Raw genomic sequence first — 26230 nt, 5'->3', positions numbered from 1 at the left:
GCTGGCCGCCGTCGCCGCCGGCCTCGCCGCCGCCCCCGCCGCCCGCGCCGCCGCCGCCGCCGAAAGCGAGCGCGCCCGCCACGATTTCCGCCGCGCCGACGCCTTGCTGGCCGACGGCTTCGTTCCCCGCCAGACCTGGGACCTGCGCCGCGCCCAGTTGCGTCAGGCCGAGGAGGCCGAACGCGCCGCCCAAGCCCGCCAAGGCGAGGCCGAGGCCGCGCTGGCCGAGGCCCGCGCCCACCTCGCCGACCCGGCCGTGCTCGACAAGGAGGCCGCCCGCCTCGCCCGCGAGGCCGATCAGGTCGCCGCCCAGCGCCGCGAGCAGGAAATCGCCCTGGCCGACCGGGTGGTGCGCAGCCCGATCGACGGCGTGGTCGATCAGAAATTCGTCGAACCGGGCGAATATGTCATTCCCGGCCAGCGCCTGCTGCTGCTGCACGACCCGCGCGCGGTGTGGATCGAAGCCAACCTCAAGGAAACCAAGCTCGAACGCCTCCGCCCCGGCCAGACGGTGGCGATCAGCGTCGATGCCTATCCCGGCCGCGCCTTCACCGGCCGGGTCGAGCGGATCGGCCACAGCACCACCGGCCAGTTCGCCCTGCTGCCCAGCCCCAACCCGTCCGGCAATTTCACCAAGATCGCCCAGCGCGTCCCGGTCCGCATCGCCGTCGCCCAGCCCGACGATCTGCCGCTGCGGCCGGGGATGATGGTCGAGATCGATATCGACACCCCCTAGCGGGGCTGCCGCCCCGCGCCCCGCTTGGGGCGATGCCCCAAACCCCCTTGTTTTTCAAAAATAAAGGGGGTCCGGGGCCTCGCCCCGGGCGGGTGCGGGCGGCAGCCCGCCAAGCTCGCGAGGCCGCCATGCCCGGCAAATGGACCCTGACCGTGACGGTGATGGTCGGCACCGTCGCCACCGTGCTGTCGGCCACCATCGTCAACGTCGCCCTGCCCGACATTTCGGGCGAGTTCGGCCTGGGCCAGGACGAGGCGCAATGGCTGTCCACCGCCTTCCTCGCCGCGATGACCACGACGATGATGGCCGCCGCCTGGGCGATGGGGCGGTTCGGCACGCGGGCCACCTATGCCGGGGCGCTGCTGCTGTTCACCCTGGCCTCGATCCTGGGCGGGCTCAGCCCCGATCAGCCGCTGCTGATCCTGGCCCGGCTGCTGCAAGGCGCCGCCGCCGGGCTGGTCCAGCCGCTGGCGATGGTGGTGATCTTCCGCGCCTTCCCCGCCGACCAGCGCGGCACCGCGATGGGGGTCTATGGCCTGGGGGTGATCCTCGCCCCCGCCCTCGGCCCGACCCTGGGCGGGATGCTGATCGACGCCTATTCCTGGCGGATGGTGTTCTTCCTCGGCCCGCCCTTCACCCTGGCCGGGATCCTGCTCGGCCTCGCCTTGCTGCCCGGGCGCGCCGCCGACGCCCCGGCCCGGCCGTTCGACCTGCTCGGCTTCGCCCTGCTCGCCGCCGCCATCGCCGCCTTGCTCACCGCCCTGGCCACCGGTCAGCGCGAGGGGTGGGATTCCCTCGCGGTCGAGGGCGGCTTCGCCCTGGCCGGCGCCGCCACCCTCGCCTTCGTCCTCCATGAGCACCGCACCCCCCACCCGATCCTGGCGATCGAGGTGTTCCGCAACCCCCGCTTCAGCGCCGCCGCCGCCGTCGCCTTCATCCTCGGGCTCGGCCTGTACGGCTCGACCTATCTGGTGCCGCTGTTCGTCCAGGGGGTGCAGGATTTCACCCCGACCGAATCCGGCCTGCTGCTGATGCCGGCCGGGATCGTGCTCGGCATCGTCTTTCCCCTCGCCGGCCGGCTCAGCGACCGGTTGCCGCCCTACCGGATGATCCTGGCCGGGCTGGCTTTGTTCGGGCTGTCCAGCCTGCTCAGCGCCGAGGCCGACGCCGCCACCCCGTTCTGGACCCTGGCCGGCTGGGTCGCGCTCGGCCGGATCGGCCTCGGCCTGATCCTGCCGTCGATGAATGTCGGCGCGCTGCGGGTGCTGGCCCCGGCCGAGATCCCCCACGGCGCCGGCGCGATCAATTTCATGCGCCAACTGGGCGGGGCGATCGGGGTCGATCTGCTCGCCGTCGCCCTCGATCGCGGCACCGCCCTCCACGCCGACGCCTTCGCCGCCGCCCAGGGCCAGTTCGCCGGGCCGGCGGCGCGGCAGACCCTCGATCAACTGGTGATCCTGCTGACCCGCGCCGGCATCCCCGATTCGGTCGCGCTGCCGCTGCACAGCCTGGAGGCCAGCCGCTTCCTGTCGGCGATGATCAGCGCCCAGGCCACGGTGATGGGGTTTCGTGACGGGTTCCTGCTGGTGGCGGCGTTGTTCTTTGTCGCCCTGGTCCCGGCTTGGCTGATGCGGCCGGGGCGGAAAGGACCGGGGTGAAAAAAGCGGGCTCTGCCCGCACCCGCCAGGAGCCAGCGGCTCCTGGACCTGCTTCGATGGTTGGGAAACGGAAACGCCGCGATTAACGGGAAGCGGAACCGAAGTAATATCCCAGGACCAGGGTCACCACCGGCATGGCCATACCAATGATTTTCTCAACCGAAGCAACTGCTCCCGGCAGGCAGACGGCGACGATCGTCGCACAGGAAACCTGGATCAGAAACACCGCGACGACCCATTGCGTCACCCGGGACCGGATCTTGTCTTCGGCACTCGCGCGGCTCAGCTTGATCCGGTCATCGACCGTGGCGATTGGCTGATCCTGTTCGGCGGATTCCAGCGCCTCTTCAAAAGAGGCAAGGTCGCTGCTGGCGCTGCTGCCCAGAGAGCCGGCCATCATGGCATGGCGCCGGCAGCACGCGCGACATGCTGGCTCACGTCCCGGGCGTTCTGAACAATCTTGCTCCCCGTCGCGGCAAGACGGCTGACCGCCTGCCTCAACTCATTTTTTCGGGCCTCATCGGGCTCACCCTCCGCTATTCTTTGCAGAAGCTGCGCAACCTCAAGAACTTCTCGCGAAGCACTCATCTGGGTTTGCACATCCCGTTTAAGAACCACCACCGAGAGGGGATCACTCATTCAATCCTCGCAATCTCTCGACATTGATTTCCATTTCGATGGGACCAATGGCAAATGTCCCGAATGCCAAAAATTTAGTTTCCTCGCGCAGAACCTGCAACGTCAGGTCAATTTGGACCGTCCCCTTCGTCATCCCAGCCGGAGAGGGCAGATACACGTTGGCATCTGCCCGCGACGCATCCCATACTGATCTCAAGTTCACGGAATTGTCAGGATTAAGTGTTAACGATCCGACACAGGTGCAACCACCAATGTCTGCCCCGCCGAAGCGGCCGTTTACGACAGCGACATAGGCTTCGGAAAGCGGAAAAAAATCAGCTCCTTCCGAAGTTTTAAATGAGCCGACCGGAAAATGATAATTAATCGTCCAAAGACCATTAAAATCATCAATTTCCATCGCAATCGCCCTTTCATTAAAAATACCGACCGACCATAGCCCAAGGATTTTATCAAAAAAGAAGGGGGTTTGGGGCATCGCCCCAAGCGGGGTGCGGGGCGGCAGCCCCGCCTGTCACCCCTGCGCCGCCAGCAGCCGCAGCAGCGGCCCCGCCACCTCGGCCTCGGCCAGATCGGCGAGGTCGGGCCGGCGGAGGAGGGTGACCTGCCCGCGCGGGGCGCACAGATCGGGGTTGGACTCATCCGAGAACAGCACCAGCGCCGGGCAGCCGGCGGCGGCGATCAGGTGCATCGGCCCGGTATCGTTGCCGAGCGCGGCGCGGGCGCCCCGGCCGAGCGACAGGATGTCGAGGAAGGTGGTCCGCCCCGACAGATCGACCGCCGAGGGGCACAATTCGCGGATGGTCAGGATCGCCTCGGCCTCGGCGGCGGTGCCGATCAGCGCCGGGGTCAGCCCGCGCTGGGCGAGGCGGACCGCCACCGCGCCGAACCGCTCGGCCGGCCAGCGTTTGGCCGGACGATGGGGGGCGCCGCCCGGGCACAGCAGCACATAAGGCCCGTTCAGCCCGAACTCGGCGGCGGCGCTGCCCGCGACCCAGGACAGGTCCGGCGGCGGCACCGTGGCGATGCCGGCGGCGGCGAGCTGGCCGCGCTGGCGCTCGACGGTGTGGAGGAAGTCCCGCCGGGGGTCGGGATCGGGATGCGAGCAGCCGCGCGCGATGCCCGACCATTCGACCCCGCGACCGAGCAGGCGGAAATAAAGCGACGAGCGGTCGGAGGTCTGAAGGTCGTAGACCCGGTCGAAGCCGCCGCCGCGCAACCGGTGCCGCAGCGCCCACAGGCGGCGGACCTGCCACAGCTTGGGCTTGTCGTCGATCCACACCTCGTCGAACCAGGGGCAGGCGCGGGCCAGGGCGACGAACGGCCGGGTGGTCAGCAGGGTGATCAGGGCGTGGGGAAAACGGGCGCGGATCGCGGCGAACGGCCCCATCGCCTGGACGAAATCGCCCAGCGCGCCGAGCTTGATCACCAGGATGCGGCGCGGCGTCGTCACGGCGGCGTGGGTTGCGGCGCGGGAAGCGGCAGGCGCAGCACCTCGTCATAGATCGCCAGGGTGCGGGCGCACATCGTTTCCTTGGTGAAATGGGCGCGGACATGGGCCATGCCGCGCCCGGCCATCCCGGCGCGGCCGGCGGCGTCGAGCGACAGGAAACGGTCGAGCGCCTCGGCCAGCGCGGCGACGTCGCCGGGCGGGGTCAGCCAGCCGGTGCGGCCGGTCAGGATGGTTTCCGGGCTGGCGCCGTGGTCGGTGGCGATCACCGGCCGGCCCATCGCCTGACCCTCGACCGCGACCCGGCCGAACGCCTCGGGGTCGGTCGAGGCCGACACCACCACGTCGGTCAGCATGTAGGCCGCCGGCATGTCGCCGCATTCGCCGGTGAGGTGGACCACGTCGGCGAGGCCGCGCCGCTTGACCAGATCGACCAGGAAATCGCGGTAGCCGGTGCGGCCCTGATCGGAGCCGACCAGCAGGCAGCGCAGGTTGCGCCGGCCGAGCTGGGCGATCGCCTCGATCAGCACCGCCTGCCCCTTCCAGCGGGTCAGCCGGCCGGGCAGCATGATCACCGGATAGCCGTCGGGCAGCCGCCATTTCTGGGCGAGCTGGATGATCCGCTCCGGGCTGACCCGGGCCGGGTCGAAGCGCGACAGGTCGATGCCGCGCGGCACGACGCGGATGCGGTCGGGCTCGACCCCATAGATCCGCCAGACATGCTCGGCGATGAAATCGGAGATGGCGATCACCCGCTCGCCCCGGGTCATCACCGAATTGTAACGCTGCTTGAAGCCGAACCACCCCAGATTATAGGTGCCGTGGAAGGTGGTGACGAAGTGGCGGCCGGTGCGCTGGGCGGCGGCCCAGGCGCTCCAGGCCGGGGCGCGCGAGCGGGCGTGGATCAGATCGATGCCGCGCGCCTCGATCAGTTCGACCAGCGCCTCGGTGTTGCGGCGGATCACCATCGGGTTCTTGCTGGCGAGCGGCAGGGTGATATGCTCGGCGCCGACCCGGGACAGCTCCCGGGCCATCGGCCCGCCTTCCGAGGCGACCAGCGAGGTCCAGCCGGCCTCGGCCAGCGCGGCGGCGACATCGATGGTGCCGCGTTCGACACCGCCGGTGACGAGAGCGGGCAGAATCTGCAACACCACCGGGGGGCGGGGCCCGGCGGGGGACGCGACAAGGGGGACGGCGTGGTCCATCAACATCCGGAAACGAAACCTGAAGCCAATCTGACGGACCACGGCAACGGGGAAACCCCGGCCGGGGGCGGGATCCTGTCGCGCCCCGACGGCGCGACAATCGCCTACCACAGGGTGGAAGGCAAGGGCCCAGGTGTGGTGTTCCTGCATGGCTACCGATCGGATATGACCGGAACCAAGGCGCTGGCGCTGGAAGCGCTGTGCCGGGCACGCGGCCGGCCGTTCCTGCGCTTCGACGCCTTCGGCCACGGCCAGTCCTCGGGCGACATCGCCGACGGCACCATCGGGCGTTGGGCCGAGGACGCCATCGCGGTGATCGAGGCGCTGGCCCCCGGGCCGCAGGTGCTGGTGGGGTCGAGCCTGGGCGGCTGGATCGCCACCCTGGCGGCGCTGCGGCTGCGCCGGCGGGTGGTCGGTCTGGTCGGCATCGCCGCCGCGCTCGATTTCACCGAGGATCTGGTGTGGGCCGAACTCGACCCGGCCCAGCGGCGCCAGTTGCTCGAAACCGGCGCGGTCACCCTTGGCGGCGAGGACGGCGACGAGGCGCTGTCGTTCCCCCGCGTCCTGATCGAGGACGGCCGCAACCACCTGCTGCTGCGCGACTACATCAATCTGTCCTGCCCGGTGCGGCTGCTGCACGGCCAGCGCGACCGCGACGTGCCGTGGCAGACCTCGCTGCGCTTCGCCGAGGCGCTGGCCGCCGACGACGTGGCGATCTGCCTGGTCAAGGATGGCGGCCACCGCCTGTCGCGCCCGGCCGACCTCGACCGGCTGTGCGAGATCGTCGCCCCGCTGCTCGACGCCGCCGCCCCGGCGGCCTAGCGCCGCCACCCCGCCGGGGGAAAAGCCCCCCGGCGGCGGGCCGGCGGGGTTCAATCCCGGCGCGGGATGGTCTATCCTGGGCGGCGATCGACCGGTAGCCCCCCGAGACCATGCCGCATCCGCTTCGTATCCTCCGCGCCGTTGCCCTGCCCGTCCTGATGGCGGCGGCGGCGGCCTGCTCCCTCTCCGAGGAGCCGACCTCGCCCGACACGCTGCGCCGGCAGGCCGATCTGGTCCGGCCAATGCATTTCGCCGCCGAGCCGGTCAATGCCTGCCCACAGGTGGCCCAGGTGCTGTCTTGGTGCGCGCGCGGACCGAATTTCCATTATCGCTGCGCGCTGGCGGGCGACAATGCCAACGCCACCCTGACCGGGACGCTGGAAGCGGTGGTGCGGGCCGACACCATCCTGGTGATCGATTTCCACCGCGCCGCCAATGGCGGCGGCAGTTCGGCGACGTTGTATCAGAGCGAGGGGGTGCTGATTCCGGATTACGCGCCGCTGATCGAGAGCAATCTCAACAACCCCGATTGCCGGCGGGGGGGACGCGGCGGCCTGTTCGGATAAGGCCGCCGGCCGGAGGGGATCAGGACCGGGAGGCGAGTTCGGCTTCGAGATCGGCGATCCGCTTGGCCAGGGCCTGCCGGAGCGCGGCGGCCACGGTGGGCTTGGCGGCGGCGAGATCGTCCTTGAGCCGTTGCAGCTGGCGTTGTTTCTCTTCCCGGGAGCGTTTGATCGGCTGACGGTCCGAATGCTGGCCGTCGTGGGTGCGCCATCCGCCCATGAGTTGCTGCCTTTCCTGGTTGCCGATGCGGGGCGCGGACTATGCCGAGGGGCCGCGCGGGTTGCAAGCGCGGAACCATGACAGGCTTCCGCCCCCCGCCGCTTGATGCTATAACCCGACCGCCCCTGGCGCTGCGTCCCGGTAGCTCAGCAGGATAGAGCAACGGTTTCCTAAACCGTGGGTCGGAGGTTCGAATCCTCTCCGGGACGCCAATTACGCCAATGGGATACAGGCATCTTTGGAGGTGCCATAAAATCACCGCCCCCCCCAATTGGCAACCACGAGCCCCTTAATTGACGGGCGCGCGCGTACACCGTCCCCGTTCGGCCGCTTGTTTGTACCTCGAAGCCATGTCATCTTTCATGACGAAGGCAAGAGGGAAAAGACATGATAAATGACGCGTACCCGCGACAGCTTCGTGCCGCCCGAGCCCTTGCCGGGATGTCGAGAGCCGATCTGGCCATGCAGGCTTCCACGACCGAGCGTACTATCGCCCGGATCGAGGATGGCGATTCCAGCCCTCGCGCTTCCACCCTTGCCGCGATCCACACCGCCCTGGAAGCGGCCGGGGTCGAGTTTATCGACGATGGCGGGCCTGGGGTGCGACTGAAGGAGAAGGCGGCATGAGCACCAACGCAGCATTCAAGCTTCAGGATGCCGGCTTCAGCCGTGCCCAGGTTGAGGCGCTGGGTGAGTTTCTCGACACTCAGGCGGCAACCAAGACCGATCTGGCGGAAACCGAACACCGCCTCGATGCGCGGATCGCCGATCTCCATTCCGAGATGAAGCTGCTCGAACAGCGGATGACCATCAAACTTGGCGGCCTGATGGTTCTTGCCGTCGGCGTCCTCCTGGCCGCGATCCGCTACCTTCCGCCGGCCGGGCCGATGCCGCATATGTGAACCGGCGCGATGTTCGGTCGCGCCGAACGGCCAGGACGTGCGCGGGCTATATCAGCGTCAACAACGCTCCTTCAATCATTCTCCGCCTCAAGACAAGAAGACGCTCCGTTCCATTTATTTCAATTTTATTACAATACACCCCACACAAACCACGACATATCGCTCTAAAAACACCATTCACCTCATGGCAACGATGCCCGCCGGGGGTAATCCGCCCGGCTGCATAAGGCGCGGAGGTTCGGTTCCTCCGCAAGGAACTGGATCTGTCCCAGACCGCCGCCTGACCGCGCCCCCGCCGCGAACATCTTGGTCCTCACGGCTGAGATGCCGTATAGTGTCCGCCTGCTCAACCAGAACGGCAGGAGGCGGCGCAGGCGGCGCGGTTCGGACTCCGGAGTGGAAGCGGCGGCTTTCCGGCCCTCTAAGGGCCGTCCGGTCCCATCGCGCGGACCACACCAGCAGCACGGCAACCGAAACGACCACAATCTCCGGGAGGGGCGAAGATGACGGCATGGCGTATGCTTGCGGCATTGGCAGTGGCGGTCACGGTCGGTGGACACTCGGCGCTCGCCGCCGACATCGCCGCCGCACGGGCAACGGTGCAATCGGCGCTGGAGGAGGGCATCGGCACCTTCGCCTCCGGCAAGACCTATCCCTTCCAGGAACGGCGCGAGCGGCTGGAAGGCCTGATCCGCAGTCACACCGACCCTGAATTGCTGTCGGCGGCGGTGCTGGGGCGGACCTGGATCAAGCTGCCGGCCGAGCAGCAATCAGCCTTCGCCACCCGGTTGGTCGGGTTCCTCGTCACCACCTATGCCGGCATGCTCAACGAGCCGGCCGACAACATCAGCTTCACCGTCGGCGAGCCCGAGGATCAAGGCAGCCGGGTGCGGGTGCCGTCCGAGATCCGTCATGGCGCCGTCGCCGAGGCCCCGACCCGGGTCGACTGGACCGTCGCCTTCGCCCCCCGACGGCCATCCCGGCATCGTCGACATCGCCGTCGATGGGGTCAGCGTCACCCGGGCGATGCGCGAGGATTTCACCTCGGTGCTGCGCTCGTCGGGCGGGGTGATCCAGGCGCTGCTCGACGCCCTGGTCCACAAGGCCGAGGCCAACGAGCAGATCGCCCGCAACGACCGGGTCGTCGCCCACTGAACCGCCGGGGGGCCGGACCGGCATCCGCCCCCCCCTCACGCCCCGGCAACGCAACGCTGGGAGCGGCGGAAGGGTCATGGTAGAAGGCTGGCTTTTTCCAGCCCGAGGTGACCGATGGACGACGCAATGCCGTGCCCGCACTGTTCCTGCCCGCATGCCTACCCGGACGGGAGCCTGTGGATCTGCCCGGAATGCGGCCATGAATGGAACCCGGAGGAAGCGGCGGCGGCGGCCGACGCGGCGGCGGTGCGCGATGCCAACGGCAACGTGCTGGCCGATGGCGACGCGGTGACGGTGATCAAGGACCTGAAGGTCAAGGGCTCGTCGCTGGTGGTCAAGGGCGGCACCAAGGTCAAGAACATCCGCCTGACCGACGGCGCCGACGGCCACAACATCGCCTGCAAGATCGAGGGGATCGGCGCGATGAACCTGAAATCGGAATTCGTCCGCAAAGCCTGACCGCCCTCCCCCTTTCCCCCTCCCCCCAGAAACAGGGAGGGGTTCGGGGAGCTTTGCTCCCCGAGCGGGTGCGGGCGGCGGTGGGGCTCAGACCCGGCCGAGCAGCGCCGGGCGCAGCCACCACACCAGCATCGAGGCGAGGTAGACCGCCGACAGCCCGAGCGACCACCACAGCACGCCACGGGCGCGGGCGACGGTCTGCCGCTCTTCGTACTGGATGCCGGCGAGATCCTGCCCGACTTCCGCCAGATTCTTCTTCATGTGCCCCTCCCCAGCGCGGCGGCCACCGGATGCCCCCCCGCCGGGCTTCGCCCGGTTTGTGGCCCCGGCAGCGGATTGTACGGCAAATCCCGCATGGCCCGGCGGTTTATTTTGCCCCCATCTGCCAATACTAAAGCGTGAGTCGGCCCCACCACCTGAAGATGGTAGCAGGACAGGCACCACAGCACCGGGGCCGGGACGCGGGCCCGGGTGACATGATGGCGGGTGACCCGGCCGCAGCCGGGGCAGAAATGGCGTTCGATGGTGACCGGGGTCACGCGGGCGGTGTCGTCATGCGTCATGGGACCGGATCACACCGCACAAATGCGGCGGCAGCAGGGCGGGACTGTTTCACATCGTCGGCAAAGTGTTTCACTCCGCTCACGCCGAAGGGTTGAGCGGCAGGGACAGGGTGAACACCGCGCCGTCGCCTTCAACCCCGCCGGCCTCGAGCCGGCCGCCATGGCGGTGGACGATGTCGAGGCAGATCGCCAGCCCCTGGCCGGTGCCCTTGCCGACCGGCTTGGTGGTGAAGAACGGGTCGAAGATCCGCTCGCGGATCGCCGCCGGGATGCCGGTGCCGGTGTCGGCCACCTCGACCACCACCCGCCCCTCCCCGGCCCGGGTGGTGAGGATGATGCGGCCGGGCAGGCTCTTGCCCGAGGCTTCCAGCGCCTGGGCGGCGTTGAGGATCAGGTTGAGCAGCACCTGATTGATCGCGCCGGGCTGGCACGACACCGGCGGCAGGTCGGCGGCGTAATGGCGTTCGATCTCGGCCACCCGCTTCCAGGCATTGCGCGACACCGTCAGGGTGGTCTCCAGCGCATGATTGAGATCGACCGCGCTGTTGGCCGACGCGCCGGGATGGGAGAATTCCTTCATCGACAGCACGATGCGGGCGATCTGGGCGACGCCGTCGCGCGATTCCGCCACCGCCGCCGGCAATTCCTCCAGCAGCCGGTTGAACTTGCGGCCGCAGCCGGCCAGCACCGCCGCCGCCGGCGCGGCCAGATCGCCGCCGGAGCCGACCTGCTCGGCCAGGGCCTTGCCGGCCAGCGCGGTGCCGGTCAGGCTGGTCAGCCCGTCGGCGATGTAGGCGAGGTTGTCGCCGATATACTGGGCCGGGGTGTTGATCTCGTGGGCGATCCCGGCGGCAAGCTGGCCGATGCTGGCCAGCCGGGCCGCCTGCATCGCTTCCGCCTTAGCCTGCTTCAACTGGCCGATGTCGCGGAACGACAGCAGCGCGGTGCGGCCCTCGGCGGCATCGATCATCGCCGCGCAGCCATAGGCCGCCGCCACCACCCGCCCCGAGGCCGAGCGCAGGGTGGCATCGTCGCCGAGCCGGGTGGCGCCGTCGGCGATGGTCGCCAGCCAGGGCGCGGTCTCCGCCCCCTCCAGCGCGAACAGGTTGGCCAGCGGCTGGCCGAGATAGCCGGCCGGCTCGCCCGGCAGGTCGAGGATCCGCAGCGCCGGACGGTTGACGAACGCCACCCGCTCGTCATGGTCGATCATCACGATCCCCTCGACCACCGTGTCGGAAATCGTCATCACCCGCTGCTGCGAGGTGCGCAGCTCCAGCGCGGTGCGGGCCTGCCGCCGCCGCAGCCGGGCCAGATAGACGGTGGCGATCAGGCTGACCGGCGGCACCAGGCTGGCGATCACCAGGAAGGCGATCGGGCGGCTTTCCGACAGCACCGCCTGCGACACCACCGTCGCCAGCGACAGCGGCGGGATCCCCGGCACCGCCGCCCGCACGATCAGGCAGGGCGGGCGGTCCTCGCCCGCCGGCAGGCTGCCGGCGCGGCCTTCGCCGATCGCGGCGATCGCGGCGATCGCCGCCGGGTCGAGCCCGGGCTGGCCGGCGACCTGGACCCGTTGCTCGCCGGCGATCAGCAGGTGGACGCGATAGGGGGCGATCTGCGCCGGCGGCAGCAGGAACCGCACCAGCTCGCCCAGGTCGCTCCAGGCGAACAGGTGGCCGGCCGGGCGGCCGTTATGCAGCACCGGCACCCCGATCAGCGCGGTGGCGGTTTCAAGGTCGATCCGGATCGTCGCCGCCACGGTCGGCGGCGGCAGCGGCGCCCTGGGCTGGGTATCGACCAGACGGCGGCCGTGTTCGTCGATGTAGGCGAAGCGGGAATAAAGCGGCATGGTGCCGATCCGCCGTGCCTTGATGGTGTGGGCGAAGCGGGCGCCGATCGCGTCGAGGCTGGTCTGCAACCCGTAATGCAGCGACATCCCCAGCGCCTGATTGGTCAGGTAAGTGTCGATCTCCGGCCCCTGGGCCAGTTCGGCGACGAAGCGGCGCTGCTCGCCGAGATAATCGCCGATGGTGGCGGCGTGGCGGCCGGTGTCCTCGACGATCCGCGCCGTCTCCTTGGCGGTCAGCGACTGGTAGGTTTCGAGATTGTTGGCGATCAGGCCATAGGCATAGGCGCCGAACAGCAGCGCCAGCAGGATCGGGAAAAAGGTGGCCAGCCGCCCCATCAGCGCACGCGCTCCCCGGCCGACCGGGCCGGGACCGGAGGGCAAACGGCGGATAGGCCGGGACCGCCGCGTCGTCTCGCCATCGCCCTGCCCCCTTCGCCGCTGCGCGCCTTCGCCGGTTCCGACGGCGGCGCGATTGTGATGATATTACTTTTTATATAAGATCTCCCAGGTAGAAATGGGGTCGGCTTACCCCGCCGTCCAGCCTCCGCCCCGCGGCAGGACGGGGACGGGATGACGGCAAGATGGAGAAGGACGATGAGGCAGGCAAGGACGCTGTTGGCCCTGCTGGCGGTGATCGCCGTCCTGCTGGCGCGGCCGGCACGGGCGGACGATCTCGACACGGTGCTGGCCCAGGGCGAGTTGCGCCATCTCGGCATCCATTACGCCAATTTCGTCACCGGGGCCGGCGACGGGTTCGAGGTCGAGCTGGTCCAGGGCTTCGCCCGCTCGCTCGGGGTCCGCTACAGCTTCGTCGCGACCGATTTCTATCACGTGATCCGCGATCTGCTCGGCAAGGACGTGGTGCGCCACGGCGACGGCGTGACGCTGGAGGGGGAGTACCCGGTGCGGGGCGACATGATCGCCAGCGGCTTCACCATCCTGCCCTGGCGGGAGAAGGTGCTGCTGTTCTCCCGCCCCACCCTGCCCTCCCAGGTCTGGCTGGTCGCCCGCGCCGACGCGCCGGTCCGACCGGTGCCGGACAGCGGCTCGCTGGCCCGCGACATCGCCGCCACCAAGGCGCTGATCGGCGGCAAAAGCCTGCTGGTGATGGAGCGAACCTGCCTCGATCCCGCCAATTACGGCCTGAAGGGCAAGGGAATCGACCTGCGCGCCTACACCCGCAGCACCAATCTCAACGAGATGGTCCCGGCCTTGCTCAACGGCGAGGCCGACTACACCCTGCTCGACGTGCCCGACGCGATCCTCGATCTCCAGAAATGGGCCGGCAAGATCAAGGTGCTGGGGCCGATTTCGGAGGAACAGGACCTCGGCGCCGCCTTCCGCAAGTCGGGCGGGCGGTTGCGCGACGCCTTCGACGCCTATCTCGCCGGGCTGAAGGCCGACGGGACCTATGACGAGTTGGTGGATAAATACTATCCCGGCATCCGCCATTACCTGCCCGGGTTCTTCGCCCACGCCGGGGGGTGAAATTTTCCCCACCCGATTGGTCTCCTGCCGGAAGTCCGTTGCCGTCGCCCCCCCTATCCAGGGACGCGAATTCGGCTATATTCGCCCGCTTCGGGAGGCAAGTGCTCCCTGTGCATGGGTGATATCGAATAACGAAAGGCAACGAATGTCTCAGATTTCTCCGGTCTCGATCGAGGCCCTCAAGGCCCTGCCCGCCGCGCCCAAGCTGGGCAACCCCGCCGCGGTCGGGCTGGCCGGCTTCGGCCTCACCACCATGATGTTGCAGCTCCACAATCTCGGCCTCGCCGGCATCGGCCCGGTGATCTGGCTCGGCCTGATCTTCGGCGGCCTCGCCCAGATGATCGCCGGGTTGCAGGAACACAAGATGGGCAACAATTTCGGCTATGCCGCCTTCACCTCCTACGGCTGCTTCTGGCTGGCCCTGGCCGGGATCCTGATCGGCAACAAGTATGACGTGTTCCCCTCCTCCACCACCGATGTCGGCTGGTTCCTGGTGCTGTGGACCGTCTTCAGCCTGATCCTGTGGGTCGGCGCGCTGCGCGTCAGCAAGGCGATGGCCGCCTGCTTCACCGCGCTGGTCGCCGGCTTCGTCCTGCTCGACCTCGCCCATTTCGGCTATCCCGCCGCCACCTACGCCGCCGGCTGGGTGCTGATGGTCTGTGCCGGCCTCGCCTGGTACATGATGGCCCACGTCATCCTCGGCGACCTGTTCGGTCGCGACGTGCTGCCGGTCGGCAAGCCGGTCCTCTGACCCCTTTCGCGGCGGCCGGACCGGGTCCGTGCCGCCGTCCCCGGCATCGGGGGGGGAAGTTGGGCGGGCTGCCGCCCGCCGCCCGCCCGGGGCGATGCCCCGGACCCCCTTCTTTTCTGAAAAAACTGGGGCCGATTGCGCCATTTTTGTATCCACAAAAACGTTGGTCCGGCCTGTTTTTGTCGATACAATATTCGTCATGAATAGCTGGGACCCCGTCAAGCGGGCCAAAACCCTGGCCGAACGCGGGCTGGATTTCGCCGAGGCGGACGCGGTGTTCACCGGGCCCCATTTCACCCGGGCCGATCACCGGAAGGATTACGGCGAACCCCGCTTCATCACCGCCGGCTGGATCGGCAACCGCTTCGTGGTCCTGGTATGGACGCCGCGCGATGACGGGCGGCGCATCATCTCGATGAGGTACGGCCATGCCGACGAAGAAAACCACTGCCGAAACCACCTGGGTTGATCCCGACGACGCCCCGGAACTGACGGCGGAATGGTTCGCAACAGCCGATCTGTATGACGGGGACACCTTGATCCGCAAAGGAGGCCGACCCAAGGCGGCCAACCCGAAGCGAGCGGTCAACCTCCGTCTCGACGCCGATCTGCTCGAACATCTGCGCGCCAGCGGCCCCGGCTGGCAATCGCGGGTCAACGCCACCCTGCGCAAGGCGTGCGGGCTTTAGGCCAAACCGCTGCCCCAGACATGCTAAAGCCCCGAAACCTTGCGGCTTCAGGGCTTTAGAATGGTCGGAGCGACAGGATTCGAACCTGCGACCCCCAGTCCCCCAGACTGATGCGCTACCGGGCTGCGCTACGCTCCGACCGTGACGGGGACGAGTCCCCGCCCTTGATTTCCCAGGCAACTCCGGCCTGAGAGGGGATCCCGATGTAAACTCCACCGGGGAGAGGCGCGAACTATAGGCAGACCGTCGGGGCGATGCAAGCGCCTTTTTTGCTCTTTTTTCCGCCCCCGCCGCCGCCTCACGCCCGCAGCAGCAGGCTGCGCAATTCCTCCAGTTCGTCGAGCAATTCACCCAGCGCCTGACGGGTTTCCGGCCGCAGCCGGGCCGGTTCGGTCCCCGCCACCGCCGCCGGGGGAACCGGGGAAACCGGCGCCGTCACCGCGACGGCCGGCGCCGCCAGCGGGGCAGGCGCGGCCGGACGCGGGGTCACCGGCACCGGCCGTTCCGGCAGGCTCGGCGCCAGTACCGGCGGCGGGGCCAGATCGGCCTCGTCCTCGTCGTCGTCGGGCGGAAAGGGATGGTCGTCATCGAGCGGCGGCAGGTCGCTGGCGGCGGAACCGCCATCGCGCAGGGCCTTCTGCGCCCCCTTGATGGTGTAGCCTTCGCGGTAGAGCAGATCGCGGATCCGCCGCAGCAGGGCGACGTCCTCGGGCCGGTAATAGCGCCGGCCGCCGCCGCGCTTCAGCGGCCGGACCTGGGGGAAACGGCCCTCCCAGAACCGCAGCACATGCTGCGGCACCTCGAGTTCGTCGGCAACCTCGCTGATGGTGCGGAACGCCGCTTCCGACTTGCCGGCGCGGCGCGGCTCGGTCCCGTCGCTGCCTTCGCTCATGCCTTGCCGCCGGCCTCGCCCGACGCGCCGTCGTTGATCCGTTTCTTCAGCAGCTGCGACGGCCGGAACACCAGCACCCGCCGGGGCAGGATCGGCACTTCCTCACCGGTCTTGGGATTGCGGCCGATGCGCTGGCCCTTGGCCCGCACCGAGAAGCTGCCGAACGAGGAGATCTTGACCGTCTCACCGTCGGCCAGCGCCTGGGCGATCTCCTCCAGCACGGCTTCGAGCAGGTCGGCCGATTCGTTGCGCGACAGGCCGACCTCCTGGTAGACCGCTTCGCCCAACTGCGCCCGGGTGATGGTTCTTTCCGCCATGCCGTATCACGCCCGTTGCCAGCCCAAATCCAGAACCCGACCCTATCCCCTTCCGATAAATCCGTCAATATCAGAGGGATGCGCCCCCTGACGGACGCCCTGGGGCCCTGTTCGAAAAAAGGGGAGGTCCGGAGGCGCCGCCTCCGGGCGGGGCGCGGGGCGGCAGCCCCGCCGCGCCGGCAGGCTACATCCGCACCAGGGCGGAGCCCCAGGTGAAGCCGCCGCCCATCGCCTCAAGCAGGACGAGGTGGCCCGGCTGGATCCGCCCGTCGCGCACCGCCTGATTGAGGGCCAGCGGCACCGAGGCGGCCGAGGTGTTGGCATGCTCGCCCACCGTCACCACCACCCGCTCCGGCGGCAGGCCGAGCTTGCGGGCGGTGCTGTCGATGATGCGGCGGTTGGCCTGATGCGGCACCACCCAGTCGATCTCGGCGGCGGTCAGCCCGTTGGCGTCGAGCGCGTCCTGCCCGGCCTGGGCGAGATTGACCACCGCGTGGCGGAACACCTCGCGCCCGGCCATCTGGACATGACCGACGGTCTGGGTCGAGGACGGCCCGCCATCGACGTAGAGCAGATCATACTGCCGCCCGTCGCTGTAGAGATGGGTCGAGAGGATGCCGCGATCGGCCCCGCTCCCCTCGCCTTCCGTGGCCCGCAGCACCACCGCGCCGGCACCGTCGCCGAACAGCACGCAGGTGGCGCGGTCGCTCCAGTCGAGGATGCGGGAGAAGGTCTCGGCCCCAATCACCAGCGCGGTCTGGGCCTGCCCGCCGCGGATCAGCGAATCCGCCACCGTCAGGGCATACAGGAAGCCGGAACAGACCGCCTGGACGTCGAAGGCGAAGCCCCGGGTCATCCCCAGCCCGGCCTGAACCCGGGCGGCGGTGGAGGGAAAGGTGTTGTCGGGGGTGGCGGTGGCCAGCACGATCAGATCGACCGCGTCGGCCCCGATCCCGGCATGCTCCAGCGCGGCGCGCGCGGCGGCCAGGGCCAGATCCGAGGTCTTTTCACCCTCGGCGGCGATGTGGCGGCGATGAATGCCCGACCGCTCGACGATCCATTCGTCGGACGTGTCGACTCGGGTGGCGAGTTCGGCATTGGTGACGACGCGCGCGGGCAGATACCCGCCGCAGCCGGCGATCAGGGAGCGGCGAGCCATTGTGGTCAGCGGGTTCCGGCGGCAAGTTGGGGGGACTGCAAGGGAGCAGCGGCGCGCAGACGGTCGAATTCGCGCCGGATCCTCTCGTTATAGCCGTGGGTCACCAGTTCGACCGCGACGCCGATCGCGTTGGCGAAGCCGAAGGCGTCGGTGCCGCCATGGCTTTTCACCGCGATGCCGTTGAGGCCGAGGAACATCGCCCCGTTATAGCGGCGGGGATCGGTCCGCACCTTGACCTTGGTCATCGCCCGCTTGGCCAGCAGATAGCCGAGCTTGGCCAGAATCGAACTCTGGAAGGCCTGACGCAGGAAGGTCGAATACAGCTTGACGGTGCCTTCGGCGGTCTTCAGGGCGATGTTGCCGCTGAACCCGTCCGAAACCACCACGTCGACGGTGCCGGCACAGATGTCGTTGCCTTCGACGAAGCCGTGGAAATTCATCGGGATCGGCCCGTCGCGCAGGGTCGCCGCCGCGCTCTTGACCGTGTCGTTGCCCTTCAGCTCCTCGGAGCCGACATTGAGCAGGCCGACCGAGGGGGAATCGAGACCGAGCACGGCGCGGGCATAGACGTCGCCCATCACCGCGAACTCGACCAGATTGTTGGCGTTGCAATCGACGTTGGCGCCGAGATCGAGCATCAGCGTTTCACCGCGGATGGTCGGGAACAGCGCCGCGATCGCCGGCCGGTCGATGCCCGGCAGGGTGCACAGAACGAACTTGGCCGCCGCCATCAGCGCGCCGGTGTTGCCGGCCGAGACGACACCCGCCGCCTCGCCCTGCTTCACCGCCTCGATCGCCAGCCACATGCTCGACTGGCGCCCGGTGCGGAGAACCTGCCCGGGCTTGGCGTCGGCAGAGACCGCCTCATCGGTATGGCGAACGGTACAGACCCCGGTGATCTCGGGGTATGGCGCCAGCAGGGGGGCGAGACGCTTCTCGTCGCCGAACAGCAGGTAGCGGACGTGCGGCAATCGCTCGTGAGCCATGCGCACCCCTTCCACGACGATTTCGGGGGCCGAGTCGCCCCCCATGGCATCAATGGAAATGGTAACGGGTGCACTCACGGACCGACGCTCCGCTGCTGGAACCAGATCGTTCTTGATGCGGCTCAGGCTTCGGCCTGGGCGACCACTTCGCGACCGTCATAATGACCGCACGCGCTGCAAACGTGATGGGGCAGCTTGGGCTCGCCACAATTCGGGCATTCGGCCCCGGTGACCACGGTCAGGGCGTGATGGGCCCGGCGCATGTCACGACGGGACTTCGAGGTCTTCTTCTTCGGAACAGCCATTTTGATCGCTCACTAATCGGCCCACGGATGGGAAAGGGAGGTTTCTTATCGAAAATCATCGGCGGGGGCAAGGAAATGCTTGTCCCTCAGCCCATTTTTTGCCGCAACGCCGCCAGCGCCGCGAACGGACTGGCCTTGGCCGGCGGCTCCGGCTCGGGCTCCGGCGGCGCGACGAAGGCGGCGTCCGGGGCGCGGGGAAAGGGATCCAGCGCCAGCGCCAGCTGTTCCGCCACCGCCTCGCCCAGGTCGATCCGTCCGTCCTCGATCGGGTCGGGCGGGTCCTCGTCGTCCCAGACCAGGTCCAGCTCGTCTTCCATCCCCCGCTCCTCCTCCGCCGCCGGGGCGAAGGACAGGGTGAACGGCGCCTCGATCCGCGCCGGCAGGGGGGCCAGGGTCACCCCGCAGGTCTGCACCAGCTCGGCGCTCAGCCGGCCGCGCAGCCGCACCAGCCCGGCGGCGGTCGGCGCGGCGATCTCGATCTCCGCCTCCAGCCGGTCGAGCGCGACCAGCCCGAACCGGCACGCCAGCCGGGCGCGCTCGGTCTCGTCGGCCTCGATCCGGTGGCGCGACAGCCGGCCGGGCAAGTGCTCGACCCGCAGCGGGCGGGAGAATTCGGGGCCGCTCATGCCGCCACCGGCGGCGGGGCGAACGCCACCCGTCCCTCGACCAGCCCCTCGGCCCCGGCCAGGGCGCGGTCCTGCGCCCGCAGATAGCCGGCCAGCGCCGTGAGCGCCGCCGGGTCGGGTTGCTCCACCGCCCGGAACAGATTGCGCCGCAGCGCCGCGATCAGCGCCGCATCCTCCGCGTCGGCCAGACCGGCATCGTAGGCCAGCACCCGGCCGTAGAAGGCCTGGGCCATCTGCTTGACCCGCTTGCCCACCCCGGAATCGGTCACCCCCATCTCGCGCAGGCTCTGATCCATGTCGGCGAACATCAGGTCGAACAGCGCCTGCGACACCGCCCGCGCCGGTTCGGGGGCGAAGCCGGTGCCGTGCCGCCCGCCCTCGCCCTCGCGCCGGCCGAGGCCGCGCATGGTCAGATGGGCATGCAGCACGATCAGGTCGAACCGGCCGTCGAGGCTGTCCGGCACGCCGAGATCGAGATAGAAGCCGGGCTGGCGCGCCTGGGCCACGATCGCGTCATAGAGGGCGCGGGCGGCGTCCTCGGCGCGGCGGCGGGCGGCGGAACCGGTGAACGGCAGACGAAAACGCATCGGGCCCCGCGGCAGTTTCAACGAGACGAGGCCGCCCCCGGGCCGGCGCAAGGCGCCGCCGTTGACAAGCCTGGGAGATGGAATGCACTCTTCCCCATCAACATTGGCCTCGGAGGCCGTTTCCGTCAATGCCGCGCCGCCCGCCGTTCCTGAAAAAATCGCCCGCCGCCCTGCTCGTCCCGCTCGCCCTCGCCGCCTTGGCCGCCTGCACCCCCGACATCGAGCTGCGCGGCAACCTGCCGCCGCCCGAGCAATTGGCCCAGGTGACGGTCGGCAAGAGCAGCCGCGACGACGTCCAGTCCCTGCTCGGCACCCCCTCGAACGTCAGCCCGTTCGACGATTCCGCCTGGTTCTACATTTCCACCGTCTCGGAAAAGGTCTCGTTCTTCCCGGCCGAGATCAAGGAGCGCAAGGTGATCGGCATCCTGTTCGACGATGCCGGCATCGTCCGCGCGGTGCAGACCAAGACCCTGGCCGACGGCCACGACGTCAGCACCGTCAGCCGGGAAACCCCGACCGCCGGCAAGGAAATGACCATCGTCGAGCAACTTTTCGGCAATCTCGGCCGCTTCTCGAAAAAGGAAGGCGAGAAGAAGTAGCCGGAGCGAAACCGGCCGCGAACCACTATTGAAAACCGCCACCGCCGCCCCCAACTTTGGAACAATTACAAGGCGTCGCTCCCACCGGACGGCGCCACCAAAGCAAGGAGGGACCAACGATGTCGGTTGCCGCGATTCTCGAATTCAAGGGCAGCACGGTCTTCACCATCCGCCCGGACCACACCATTGCCGACGCCGCCGCGCTGCTGACCACCAAACGGGTCGGCGTGGTGGTGGTGTCCGATCCCGCCACCCATCTGCTCGGGGTGCTGTCCGAACGCGACATCGTTCACAGCCTCAGCCAGTACGGCAAGGCCGCGCTCGACATGCCGGTCAGCAACGTGATGACCAGTCCGGTGGTGACGTGTACCCCCGCCGACAGCGCCAAGGCGGTGTTGCAGGTGATGACCGAACGCCGCATCCGCCATCTGCCGGTGGTCACCGATGGCCGCCTGCTCGGCATCGTCTCGATCGGCGATGCCGTCGGCCACCGCCTGCGCGAGACCCAGCTCGAGGTCGGCGTGCTGCGCGACTTCGCCGTCGCCCGCTGACGCCCCTCCCCCGGCGCGGCCGCCCCCCGGCCGCGCCGCCATGCTGCACTGCGAAAAAACGGCCTTGCGTCAGCGGTGGAATGATCTAGATTAGCCTCATGCTGCAATGCAACAAACACCGTCGGCCCGGCGCCGGCGGCCCCGGATGACGAAAGGTCCGATCATGAGCTTCACCCTTCCCGGTTTCGACCAGCTGCTCGCCCTCGGCCAGGGCAATGCCGAGGCGCTGGCCAAGAGCAGCGCCGCCAGCCTTCAGGCGTTCGAAAGCATCTCCAAGGCGCAGCAGGCGGCGCTGACCCGCTCGTTCGGCAAGGCCGACGCGGCGCTGAAGTCGCTACTGGCGATCAAGAGCCCGACCGAACTGGCCGAGTGGCACAGCCACCTCGCCCGCCAGTCGTTCGAGGACGCCCTTGAGGAAACCCGCGCCCTGACCGAGGTCGCCACCGCCAGCGTGTCGGCGGTACTGGCCCCGCTCAACCGCCGCTTCGCCGACGTCCAGGCCAGCGCCAAGGCGGCCTGACGCTGCTCCCCCCGCCGCGACCCGCGTCCCCCCGCGCGGGTCGCGTGCGAAATCGTTCAGTTACGCGGGCTCCGCCCGCCCCCGCCAAGGGCCGCAAGGCCCTTGGATCCCATTGGGTGTCGGGCACGGACCGGCCTTTCAGCTTGGGCGCGGGTGTTGGCCGCGCGAAGGGCAAGGAAAGGGTTCCAAGGGCCTTGCGGCCCTTGGCGGGTGTGGGCGGAGCCCACTACCCCGAACCCCGCCTGCCCCTCAGGCGCCGACCTCGACCGGCTGGCGGCGGGCGCCCCAGGTGCCGGGTTCGGCCTCGAACCGGCCGGCCAGCGGGGCGCCGCAGCCAAGGCAGCGTCCCTCGGGCGACAGGCCCCATTCGGTCAGCAGGTAGCCGTCGCGGCCGATCAGGCGGGCGCCGCAGCTGGGGCACCAGCTGCTGCCGCCCTCGCGGTCGCGCACATTGCCGGTATAGACGTGGCGCAGCCCCTCGGCACGGGCGATGGCGCGGGCGCGGGCCAGCGTCGCCGGGTCGGTCGGCAGCCGGTCGGTCATCTTCCAGTCGGGATGGAACGCGGTGAAGTGCAGCGGCACCTCCGGCCCCAGTTCGGCGGCGATCCAGCCGGACAAGGCGGCGATCTCGGCCGGGGAATCGTTCTCGCCCGGGATCAGCAGGGTGGTGATCTCGACCCACACCTTGCTCTCATGCACCAGCCAGCGCAGCGTCTCCTTGACCGGTTCGAGCCGGGCCCCGCACAGGCGGCGATAGAACGTCTCCGAGAAGGATTTGAGGTCGATGTTGGCGGCGTCGATCCGGTCGAACAGGTCGGGCCGCGCCGCCTCGGTGACATAGCCGGCGCTGACCGCGACGGTGGCGATGCCGAGCCGGTGGCAGGCATCGGCGACGTCGGCGGCATATTCGAGGAACACCACCGGATCGTTGTAGGTGAAGGCGACCGAGCGGCAGCCCAGCCGGGCGGCGGATTCGGCGATCGCCTCGGGCGAGGCCGCCTCGCTCAGCCGCGCGCCGCCCCGCGCCCGCGAAATGTCCCAGTTCTGGCAGAAGCGGCAGACCAGATTGCAGCCGGTGGTGCCGAACGACAGCACCGCGCTGCCGGGCAGGAAATGGTACAGCGGCTTCTTCTCGATCGGGTCGATGCAGAAGCCCGAGGCGCGGCCGTAGCTGGTGGCGATCATCGCCCCGCCGCGATGGGCCCGGTTGGCGCAGGCCCCGGCCTGCCCCTCCTCCAGCACGCAGGCGCGCGGGCAAAGGTCGCATTCGATCTGGCCGTCATCCCGTTTGTGCCAGTACCGCGCCAGCATCGTCCCCATGGTCGCAATCCTTTCGCCCGGGTGGCATCGCCATTCGTATAAGAGTAGCATAAATCCGTCAGAAATGTGCCATGGAGGCTTGTCGTGACCGCGATCCGCGCCGCCGCCGTCGCCGGGCAGTTCTACCCCGCCGATCCCGAGGAGGTGCGCCGGGCGATCGCCGCCCTGCTCGCCGGGGCGCCCCCCGCCGCCGGGCCGGTGCCGAAGGCGATCGTGGTGCCGCATGCCGGCTGGGTCTATTCCGGGCCGACCGCCGCCGCCGCCTATGCCCGGCTGATCCCCGCCCGCGACCGCATCCGCCGGGTGGTGCTGGCCGGGCCGGCCCATCGCGTCGCCCTGCGCGGGCAGGCGCTGTCGGCCGCCGAGATCTGGGACTCACCGCTCGGGCCGGTCGCGCTCGACCAGGACGGCGCCCGCCGGCTGGCCGGGCGGCCGGGGCTCGGCTTCAGCGATCAGGCCCACCTCCAGGAACATGCCCTCGAGGTTCAGATCCCCTTCCTCCAGACCGTACTGGGCGACGGTTTCCGCCTGCTGCCGATCGTGGTCGGCGACACCGCCGCCGACAGCGTCGCCGCCACCTTCGACGCGGTGTGGGGCGGGCCGGAGACCCTGATCGTGGTTTCGACCGACCTGTCGCATTACCTTGAGTATCAGGCCTGCCGCCGTCACGACGCCGCCACCGCCGCCGCGATCGAACGGTTCGACGCCACCGCCCTCACCCTCGATTCCGACTCCGCCTGCGGCCGTATCCCGCTGGCCGGGCTGCTGCTGGCGGCCAAACGGCGCGGCCTCGCGATCGAACCGCTCGACCGCCGCAATTCCGGCGACACCGCCGGCAGCCGCGACCGCGTCGTCGGCTATGGCGCCTGGGCGCTGACCGAGCCCGAGGCCGGCGCCGAATCCGACGCCGACCGCGCCGCCGCCGCGATCCGCGCCGCCGGCCCCGCCTTGCTCGATCTGGCCTGGGGTTCGATCCGCCACGGCCTCGCCACCGGCCGCGCCGCCGCCCCGCCGCCGCCCGACCACCGCCCCGGGCCGCTCGGCGCCGCCGGGGCCGCCTTCGTCACCCTGACCCGCTTCGGCCAGTTGCGCGGCTGCATCGGCTCGCCCCAGGCGTGGCGCCCGCTGGCCGAGGACGTGGTCGACAATGCCTTCGCCGCCGCCTTCCGCGATTCCCGCTTCCCGCCGCTGGCCGATGGCGAACTGCCCGGCCTCGAACTGGCGATCTCGGTGCTGACCCCGCCCGAGCCGCTGCGCTTCACCGACGAAACCGACCTGCTGGGCCAGCTCCGCCCCCGCCGCGACGGGCTGATCATCGAGGATCAGGGCCACCGCGCCCTGTTCCTGCCGGTGGTGTGGGAACAATTGCCCGAGCCGCGCGCCTTCCTCGCCCACCTCAAGCTGAAGGCGGGGCTCGCCGCCGGCCACTGGCCGTCCGGCCTGCGCGCCAGCCGGTTCGAGGCGGTCGAGATCGGACACGAGAGATAGCGGCGCCCCCCGTCAGGGGAAGATCGAATCCAGCACCGCCGCGTAATGGAAGCAGGCGGCGGTGAGGACGAAGCCGTGCCAGATCGCGTTCTGGAACGGCAGCCGCGACCACAGATGGAACACCACCCCGAAGGTGTAGAACAGGCCGCCGGCCAGCAGCAGGATCAGCGCCGGCACCGGCAGCACGTCGATGATCCGGCCGATCACGACCAGACCGATCCAGCCGAGCGACAGATACAGCACCAGCGACAGTTTCTCGAACCGGTGCGGCCAGATCAGCTTCAGCGTCACCCCGACCAGGGCGACGCTCCACACCAGCGCCAGCAGGACGGTGCCGACGGTGCCGCCGATGCAGATCAGCGACAGCGGGGTGTAGGTGCCGGCGATCATCAGATAGATCGCGGCATGGTCGAACCGCCGCAGCAAGGCGCGCCAGCGCGGCGCCAGGGTCAGGTTGTAGGCGGCGGAAAAGCCGAAGCAGGCCACCAGCCCGCTGGCATAGACCGCGCTGCCGATGATCAGCCGGGCACCGCCGTCGGCGATGGCGAGATGCAGCAGCACCGCCGCCGCCACCAGCACCAGGATCACCCCCAGGGCGTGGATCACCCCATCGGTGATCCATTCGGCGAGACTGTACGGGTGACAGACCATCGCGACCTCCTCGGCGTCGGCGAAGACTTCGCTCCCAGCATAGCCGCAACCGCCGCCGCCGGAAAATAGCCCGTAAGCAGGCGGGCCGATGTGGGCTCCGCCCACCCCCGCCAAGGGCCGCAAGGCCCTTGGAACCCTTTGATGGTCGGGCACGGAACGGCCGGTCAGCTTGGGCGCGGGCGTTGGTCGCGCGAAGGGCAAGGAACGGGATCCAAGGGCCTTGCGGCCCTTGGCGGGTGCGGGCAGAGCCCGCGAAGGGTCTCCCACCCGATCACTTCAGCGCCGGCCGCCGAGGGCGCGTTGCAGGGCGTTGGCGTCGAGCACGACATCGGGCGACTCGAGTTTTCCATGCAGGCCGAGTCCGACCGGCGGCAGGCCGGCGCCGGCCGGGGCGAGGCGCAGCTGGGCCTCGACCCGCCGCGCCGCCAGTTCGACCGAACCGACCCCGCTGAGCCGGCCGCCCTCGGCCGCGAGCGTCAGGTCGCGGCTCGACAGGGTGCCGTGATCGGCCTTCAGCGTCGCCGACAGGGTGGTGAAGCGGGTGGTCCCGCCCCCGGCCAGTCCGCCGCCGAACAGGCCGGCGAGGTCGCGCCGCTCCAGTTTGGCGTTGGCGGCGGCGAGATCGAAGCCGCGAATCTCGCCGTCATGGACCTCGAACCGGGCCTCGCCGCCGAGGGTGGCGGCCAGGGTGGCGGCGCCCAGTCCGGCGGCGGCGAGACGGGCATGGCCGTCGAGCCGGCCCCCGGCCAGCGCCAGCCGCCCGGCCGACAGGCCGAGGCCGCCCGCGTCCAGCCCGGCCAAAGCGAGATCGACCTCGACCCCGTCGCGGCCGAACCGGCCCTTGCCCTCGACCGTGCCGCCGAGGCTGTGGGCGGCAAGGCGGTCGATCGTCACCGCGCCGTTGCCGGCGACGGTGAGATGGGCCGACAGCGGCGCCAGCGTCGCGTCGCGCAGCCGCAGCGCGGCGAGGTCGAGGTCGATCAGCGCGCTGGGCAGCCGGCCGAGCGGCTCGGCCTCGACCTTGCCGCGCGGCACCGCCGGCGGCACCGGCGGCAGCGCGTCGCCCGCCGCCGCGCCGCCGCC

33 protein-coding genes, 2 tRNA genes and 2 pseudogenes are annotated in these 26230 nt (G+C 69.6%); 18 read left to right on the top strand and 19 right to left on the bottom strand.

Translation table 11 applies throughout. The annotated features are described in order from the left end of the window. Positions 1-736, top strand: a 736-nt coding sequence (locus ACFSNB_RS16405) for an HlyD family secretion protein (RefSeq protein ID WP_377318515.1), incomplete at its 5' end; no start/stop codon positions are given. A gap of 128 nt (positions 737-864) precedes the next feature. Then, the gene (locus tag ACFSNB_RS16400; protein WP_377318513.1) at positions 865-2394 is read left to right on the top strand and encodes an MDR family MFS transporter; all 1530 of its coding nucleotides are present in this window, start codon (positions 865-867) and stop codon (positions 2392-2394) included. Between the two features lie 82 nt (positions 2395-2476). Here ACFSNB_RS16400 and ACFSNB_RS16395 read toward each other — a convergent pair whose 3' ends face one another. From ACFSNB_RS16395 to ACFSNB_RS16375, 5 genes are read right to left on the bottom strand one after another with little or no spacing between them, the layout of a single operon-like run. Then, the gene (locus tag ACFSNB_RS16395) at positions 2477-2794 is read right to left on the bottom strand and encodes a hypothetical protein (protein ID WP_377318511.1); all 318 of its coding nucleotides are present in this window, start codon (positions 2792-2794) and stop codon (positions 2477-2479) included. Beyond that, positions 2791-3033, bottom strand: coding sequence for a hypothetical protein (locus ACFSNB_RS16390; protein ID WP_377318509.1), 243 nt, complete (start codon positions 3031-3033; stop codon positions 2791-2793). Before ACFSNB_RS16390 ends, ACFSNB_RS16395 begins: the two co-directional genes overlap by 4 nt. After that, the gene (locus ACFSNB_RS16385; protein WP_377318507.1) at positions 3026-3508 is read right to left on the bottom strand and encodes a hypothetical protein; all 483 of its coding nucleotides are present in this window, start codon (positions 3506-3508) and stop codon (positions 3026-3028) included. Before ACFSNB_RS16385 ends, ACFSNB_RS16390 begins: the two co-directional genes overlap by 8 nt. A 36-nt stretch (positions 3509-3544) precedes the next feature. After that, positions 3545-4483 (bottom strand): glycosyltransferase family 9 protein, encoded by a 939-nt coding sequence (locus ACFSNB_RS16380; protein ID WP_377318505.1) that lies wholly within the window; start codon positions 4481-4483, stop codon positions 3545-3547. After that, entirely contained in the window at positions 4480-5631 is a 1152-nt protein-coding gene (locus tag ACFSNB_RS16375) for a glycosyltransferase family 4 protein (protein ID WP_377318519.1), read from the bottom strand. Before ACFSNB_RS16375 ends, ACFSNB_RS16380 begins: the two co-directional genes overlap by 4 nt. 84 nt (positions 5632-5715) lie before the next feature. On the opposite strand from ACFSNB_RS16375, the gene ACFSNB_RS16370 reads away from it, so the two are divergent. Together ACFSNB_RS16370 and ACFSNB_RS16365 are read left to right on the top strand one after the other, a co-directional pair. Next, on the top strand, positions 5716-6507 hold the full coding sequence (locus ACFSNB_RS16370) for an alpha/beta fold hydrolase (protein WP_377318517.1): 792 nt from the start codon (positions 5716-5718) through the stop codon (positions 6505-6507). Between the two features lie 110 nt (positions 6508-6617). Further along, positions 6618-7073 carry a hypothetical protein gene (locus ACFSNB_RS16365; RefSeq protein WP_377318503.1) on the top strand — a complete coding sequence of 152 codons (456 nt, stop codon included), beginning with the start codon at positions 6618-6620 and terminating at the stop codon, positions 7071-7073. A gap of 19 nt (positions 7074-7092) precedes the next feature. On the opposite strand, the gene ACFSNB_RS16360 is transcribed toward ACFSNB_RS16365, so the two are convergent. Continuing rightward, the gene (locus ACFSNB_RS16360) at positions 7093-7290 is read right to left on the bottom strand and encodes a hypothetical protein (RefSeq protein WP_377318501.1); all 198 of its coding nucleotides are present in this window, start codon (positions 7288-7290) and stop codon (positions 7093-7095) included. A 135-nt stretch (positions 7291-7425) separates the two neighbouring features. On the opposite strand from ACFSNB_RS16360, the gene ACFSNB_RS16355 reads away from it, so the two are divergent. From ACFSNB_RS16355 to ACFSNB_RS16330, 6 genes and pseudogenes are all read left to right on the top strand, one after another. Then, positions 7426-7502: transfer RNA gene (locus tag ACFSNB_RS16355), tRNA-Arg, on the top strand. A 175-nt stretch (positions 7503-7677) separates the two neighbouring features. After that, positions 7678-7917, top strand: a complete 240-nt coding sequence (locus ACFSNB_RS16350; protein WP_377318499.1) for a helix-turn-helix domain-containing protein — start codon at positions 7678-7680, stop codon at positions 7915-7917. Beyond that, the gene (locus ACFSNB_RS16345) at positions 7914-8192 is read left to right on the top strand and encodes a hypothetical protein (protein ID WP_377318497.1); all 279 of its coding nucleotides are present in this window, start codon (positions 7914-7916) and stop codon (positions 8190-8192) included. Before ACFSNB_RS16350 ends, ACFSNB_RS16345 begins: the two co-directional genes overlap by 4 nt. Positions 8193-8695: 503 nt before the next feature. Next, positions 8696-9091: pseudogene (locus ACFSNB_RS16340) on the top strand (ABC transporter substrate-binding protein); the annotation flags it as partial. A 13-nt stretch (positions 9092-9104) separates the two neighbouring features. Further along, positions 9105-9347, top strand: coding sequence for a hypothetical protein (locus ACFSNB_RS16335; protein ID WP_377318521.1), 243 nt, complete (start codon positions 9105-9107; stop codon positions 9345-9347). A gap of 114 nt (positions 9348-9461) precedes the next feature. Next, positions 9462-9806, top strand: coding sequence for a zinc ribbon domain-containing protein YjdM (locus ACFSNB_RS16330; RefSeq protein WP_377318495.1), 345 nt, complete (start codon positions 9462-9464; stop codon positions 9804-9806). An 87-nt stretch (positions 9807-9893) separates the two neighbouring features. Here the strand turns inward: ACFSNB_RS16330 and ACFSNB_RS16325 are convergent, their stop codons facing one another. Next, positions 9894-10067 (bottom strand): hypothetical protein, encoded by a 174-nt coding sequence (locus ACFSNB_RS16325; protein WP_377318493.1) that lies wholly within the window; start codon positions 10065-10067, stop codon positions 9894-9896. A gap of 381 nt (positions 10068-10448) precedes the next feature. Then, complete coding sequence (locus ACFSNB_RS16320; RefSeq protein WP_377318491.1) at positions 10449-12554, bottom strand: sensor histidine kinase; 2106 nt, start codon at positions 12552-12554, stop codon at positions 10449-10451. Positions 12555-12812: 258 nt separating this feature from the next. On the opposite strand from ACFSNB_RS16320, the gene ACFSNB_RS16315 reads away from it, so the two are divergent. The 4 genes from ACFSNB_RS16315 (at position 12813) to ACFSNB_RS16300 (ending at position 15146) form a co-directional block, all read left to right on the top strand. After that, positions 12813-13706: a transporter substrate-binding domain-containing protein gene (locus ACFSNB_RS16315; protein ID WP_377318489.1), complete on the top strand. Its 894-nt coding sequence runs from the start codon at positions 12813-12815 to the stop codon at positions 13704-13706. 145 nt (positions 13707-13851) lie between these two features. Further along, on the top strand, positions 13852-14457 hold the full coding sequence (locus ACFSNB_RS16310; protein ID WP_377318487.1) for an acetate uptake transporter: 606 nt from the start codon (positions 13852-13854) through the stop codon (positions 14455-14457). A gap of 94 nt (positions 14458-14551) precedes the next feature. Next, positions 14552-14926: a BrnT family toxin gene (locus ACFSNB_RS16305; RefSeq protein ID WP_377318485.1), complete on the top strand. Its 375-nt coding sequence runs from the start codon at positions 14552-14554 to the stop codon at positions 14924-14926. Then, the gene (locus tag ACFSNB_RS16300) at positions 14886-15146 is read left to right on the top strand and encodes a BrnA antitoxin family protein (RefSeq protein ID WP_377318483.1); all 261 of its coding nucleotides are present in this window, start codon (positions 14886-14888) and stop codon (positions 15144-15146) included. The genes ACFSNB_RS16305 and ACFSNB_RS16300 overlap by 41 nt, the downstream gene beginning before the upstream one ends. Positions 15147-15207: 61 nt before the next feature. On the opposite strand, the gene ACFSNB_RS16295 is transcribed toward ACFSNB_RS16300, so the two are convergent. The 8 genes from ACFSNB_RS16295 to ACFSNB_RS16260 all read right to left on the bottom strand — a co-directional run bounded on the left by ACFSNB_RS16295 (position 15208) and on the right by ACFSNB_RS16260 (position 20018). Then, positions 15208-15284 (bottom strand) — tRNA-Pro (locus tag ACFSNB_RS16295). 160 nt (positions 15285-15444) lie between these two features. Further along, complete coding sequence (locus ACFSNB_RS16290) at positions 15445-16038, bottom strand: MerR family transcriptional regulator (protein ID WP_377318481.1); 594 nt, start codon at positions 16036-16038, stop codon at positions 15445-15447. Beyond that, entirely contained in the window at positions 16035-16355 is a 321-nt protein-coding gene (locus ACFSNB_RS16285) for an integration host factor subunit alpha (protein ID WP_377318479.1), read from the bottom strand. Before ACFSNB_RS16285 ends, ACFSNB_RS16290 begins: the two co-directional genes overlap by 4 nt. A 184-nt stretch (positions 16356-16539) precedes the next feature. Beyond that, positions 16540-17514, bottom strand: coding sequence for a beta-ketoacyl-ACP synthase III (locus ACFSNB_RS16280; protein WP_377318477.1), 975 nt, complete (start codon positions 17512-17514; stop codon positions 16540-16542). A gap of 5 nt (positions 17515-17519) precedes the next feature. Further along, positions 17520-18578, bottom strand: a complete 1059-nt coding sequence (plsX, locus tag ACFSNB_RS16275) for a phosphate acyltransferase PlsX (RefSeq protein WP_377318475.1) — start codon at positions 18576-18578, stop codon at positions 17520-17522. Between the two features lie 44 nt (positions 18579-18622). Further along, positions 18623-18805: a 50S ribosomal protein L32 gene (gene rpmF / locus ACFSNB_RS16270; protein ID WP_377318473.1), complete on the bottom strand. Its 183-nt coding sequence runs from the start codon at positions 18803-18805 to the stop codon at positions 18623-18625. 86 nt (positions 18806-18891) lie between these two features. Further along, on the bottom strand, positions 18892-19431 hold the full coding sequence (locus ACFSNB_RS16265; protein ID WP_377318471.1) for a YceD family protein: 540 nt from the start codon (positions 19429-19431) through the stop codon (positions 18892-18894). Beyond that, positions 19428-20018 (bottom strand): ubiquinol-cytochrome C chaperone family protein, encoded by a 591-nt coding sequence (locus ACFSNB_RS16260; RefSeq protein ID WP_377318469.1) that lies wholly within the window; start codon positions 20016-20018, stop codon positions 19428-19430. Before ACFSNB_RS16260 ends, ACFSNB_RS16265 begins: the two co-directional genes overlap by 4 nt. Positions 20019-20146: 128 nt before the next feature. Between ACFSNB_RS16260 and ACFSNB_RS16255 the strand changes: the two genes are divergently transcribed. From ACFSNB_RS16255 to phaP, 3 genes are all read left to right on the top strand, one after another. Then, positions 20147-20617 (top strand): outer membrane protein assembly factor BamE, encoded by a 471-nt coding sequence (locus tag ACFSNB_RS16255; protein WP_377318467.1) that lies wholly within the window; start codon positions 20147-20149, stop codon positions 20615-20617. Between the two features lie 119 nt (positions 20618-20736). After that, entirely contained in the window at positions 20737-21168 is a 432-nt protein-coding gene (locus ACFSNB_RS16250; protein WP_377318465.1) for a CBS domain-containing protein, read from the top strand. 163 nt (positions 21169-21331) lie between these two features. Beyond that, positions 21332-21688 (top strand): TIGR01841 family phasin, encoded by a 357-nt coding sequence (gene phaP / locus ACFSNB_RS16245; protein ID WP_377318463.1) that lies wholly within the window; start codon positions 21332-21334, stop codon positions 21686-21688. 249 nt (positions 21689-21937) lie between these two features. Here phaP and amrS read toward each other — a convergent pair whose 3' ends face one another. Next, on the bottom strand, positions 21938-23008 hold the full coding sequence (amrS, locus tag ACFSNB_RS16240; RefSeq protein ID WP_377318461.1) for an AmmeMemoRadiSam system radical SAM enzyme: 1071 nt from the start codon (positions 23006-23008) through the stop codon (positions 21938-21940). Between the two features lie 84 nt (positions 23009-23092). Here amrS and amrB point away from each other — a divergent pair, with 84 nt between their 5' ends. After that, a complete protein-coding gene (gene amrB, locus ACFSNB_RS16235; protein ID WP_377318459.1) occupies positions 23093-24496 on the top strand; it encodes an AmmeMemoRadiSam system protein B in 1404 nt (467 codons plus the stop codon). A 12-nt stretch (positions 24497-24508) separates the two neighbouring features. Here the strand turns inward: amrB and trhA are convergent, their stop codons facing one another. Together trhA and ACFSNB_RS16225 are read right to left on the bottom strand one after the other, a co-directional pair. Next, positions 24509-25147, bottom strand: a complete 639-nt coding sequence (gene trhA / locus ACFSNB_RS16230) for a PAQR family membrane homeostasis protein TrhA (protein ID WP_377318457.1) — start codon at positions 25145-25147, stop codon at positions 24509-24511. A gap of 276 nt (positions 25148-25423) precedes the next feature. After that, positions 25424-26230: pseudogene (locus ACFSNB_RS16225) on the bottom strand (AsmA-like C-terminal region-containing protein); the annotation flags it as partial.

The organism is Phaeospirillum tilakii (genome assembly GCF_042683125.1).
Lineage (GTDB): Bacteria > Pseudomonadota > Alphaproteobacteria > Rhodospirillales > Magnetospirillaceae > Phaeospirillum > Phaeospirillum tilakii.
The sequence above is the reverse complement of the archived record's forward strand: the minus strand, read 5'-3'. Positions and strand labels throughout refer to the sequence as shown.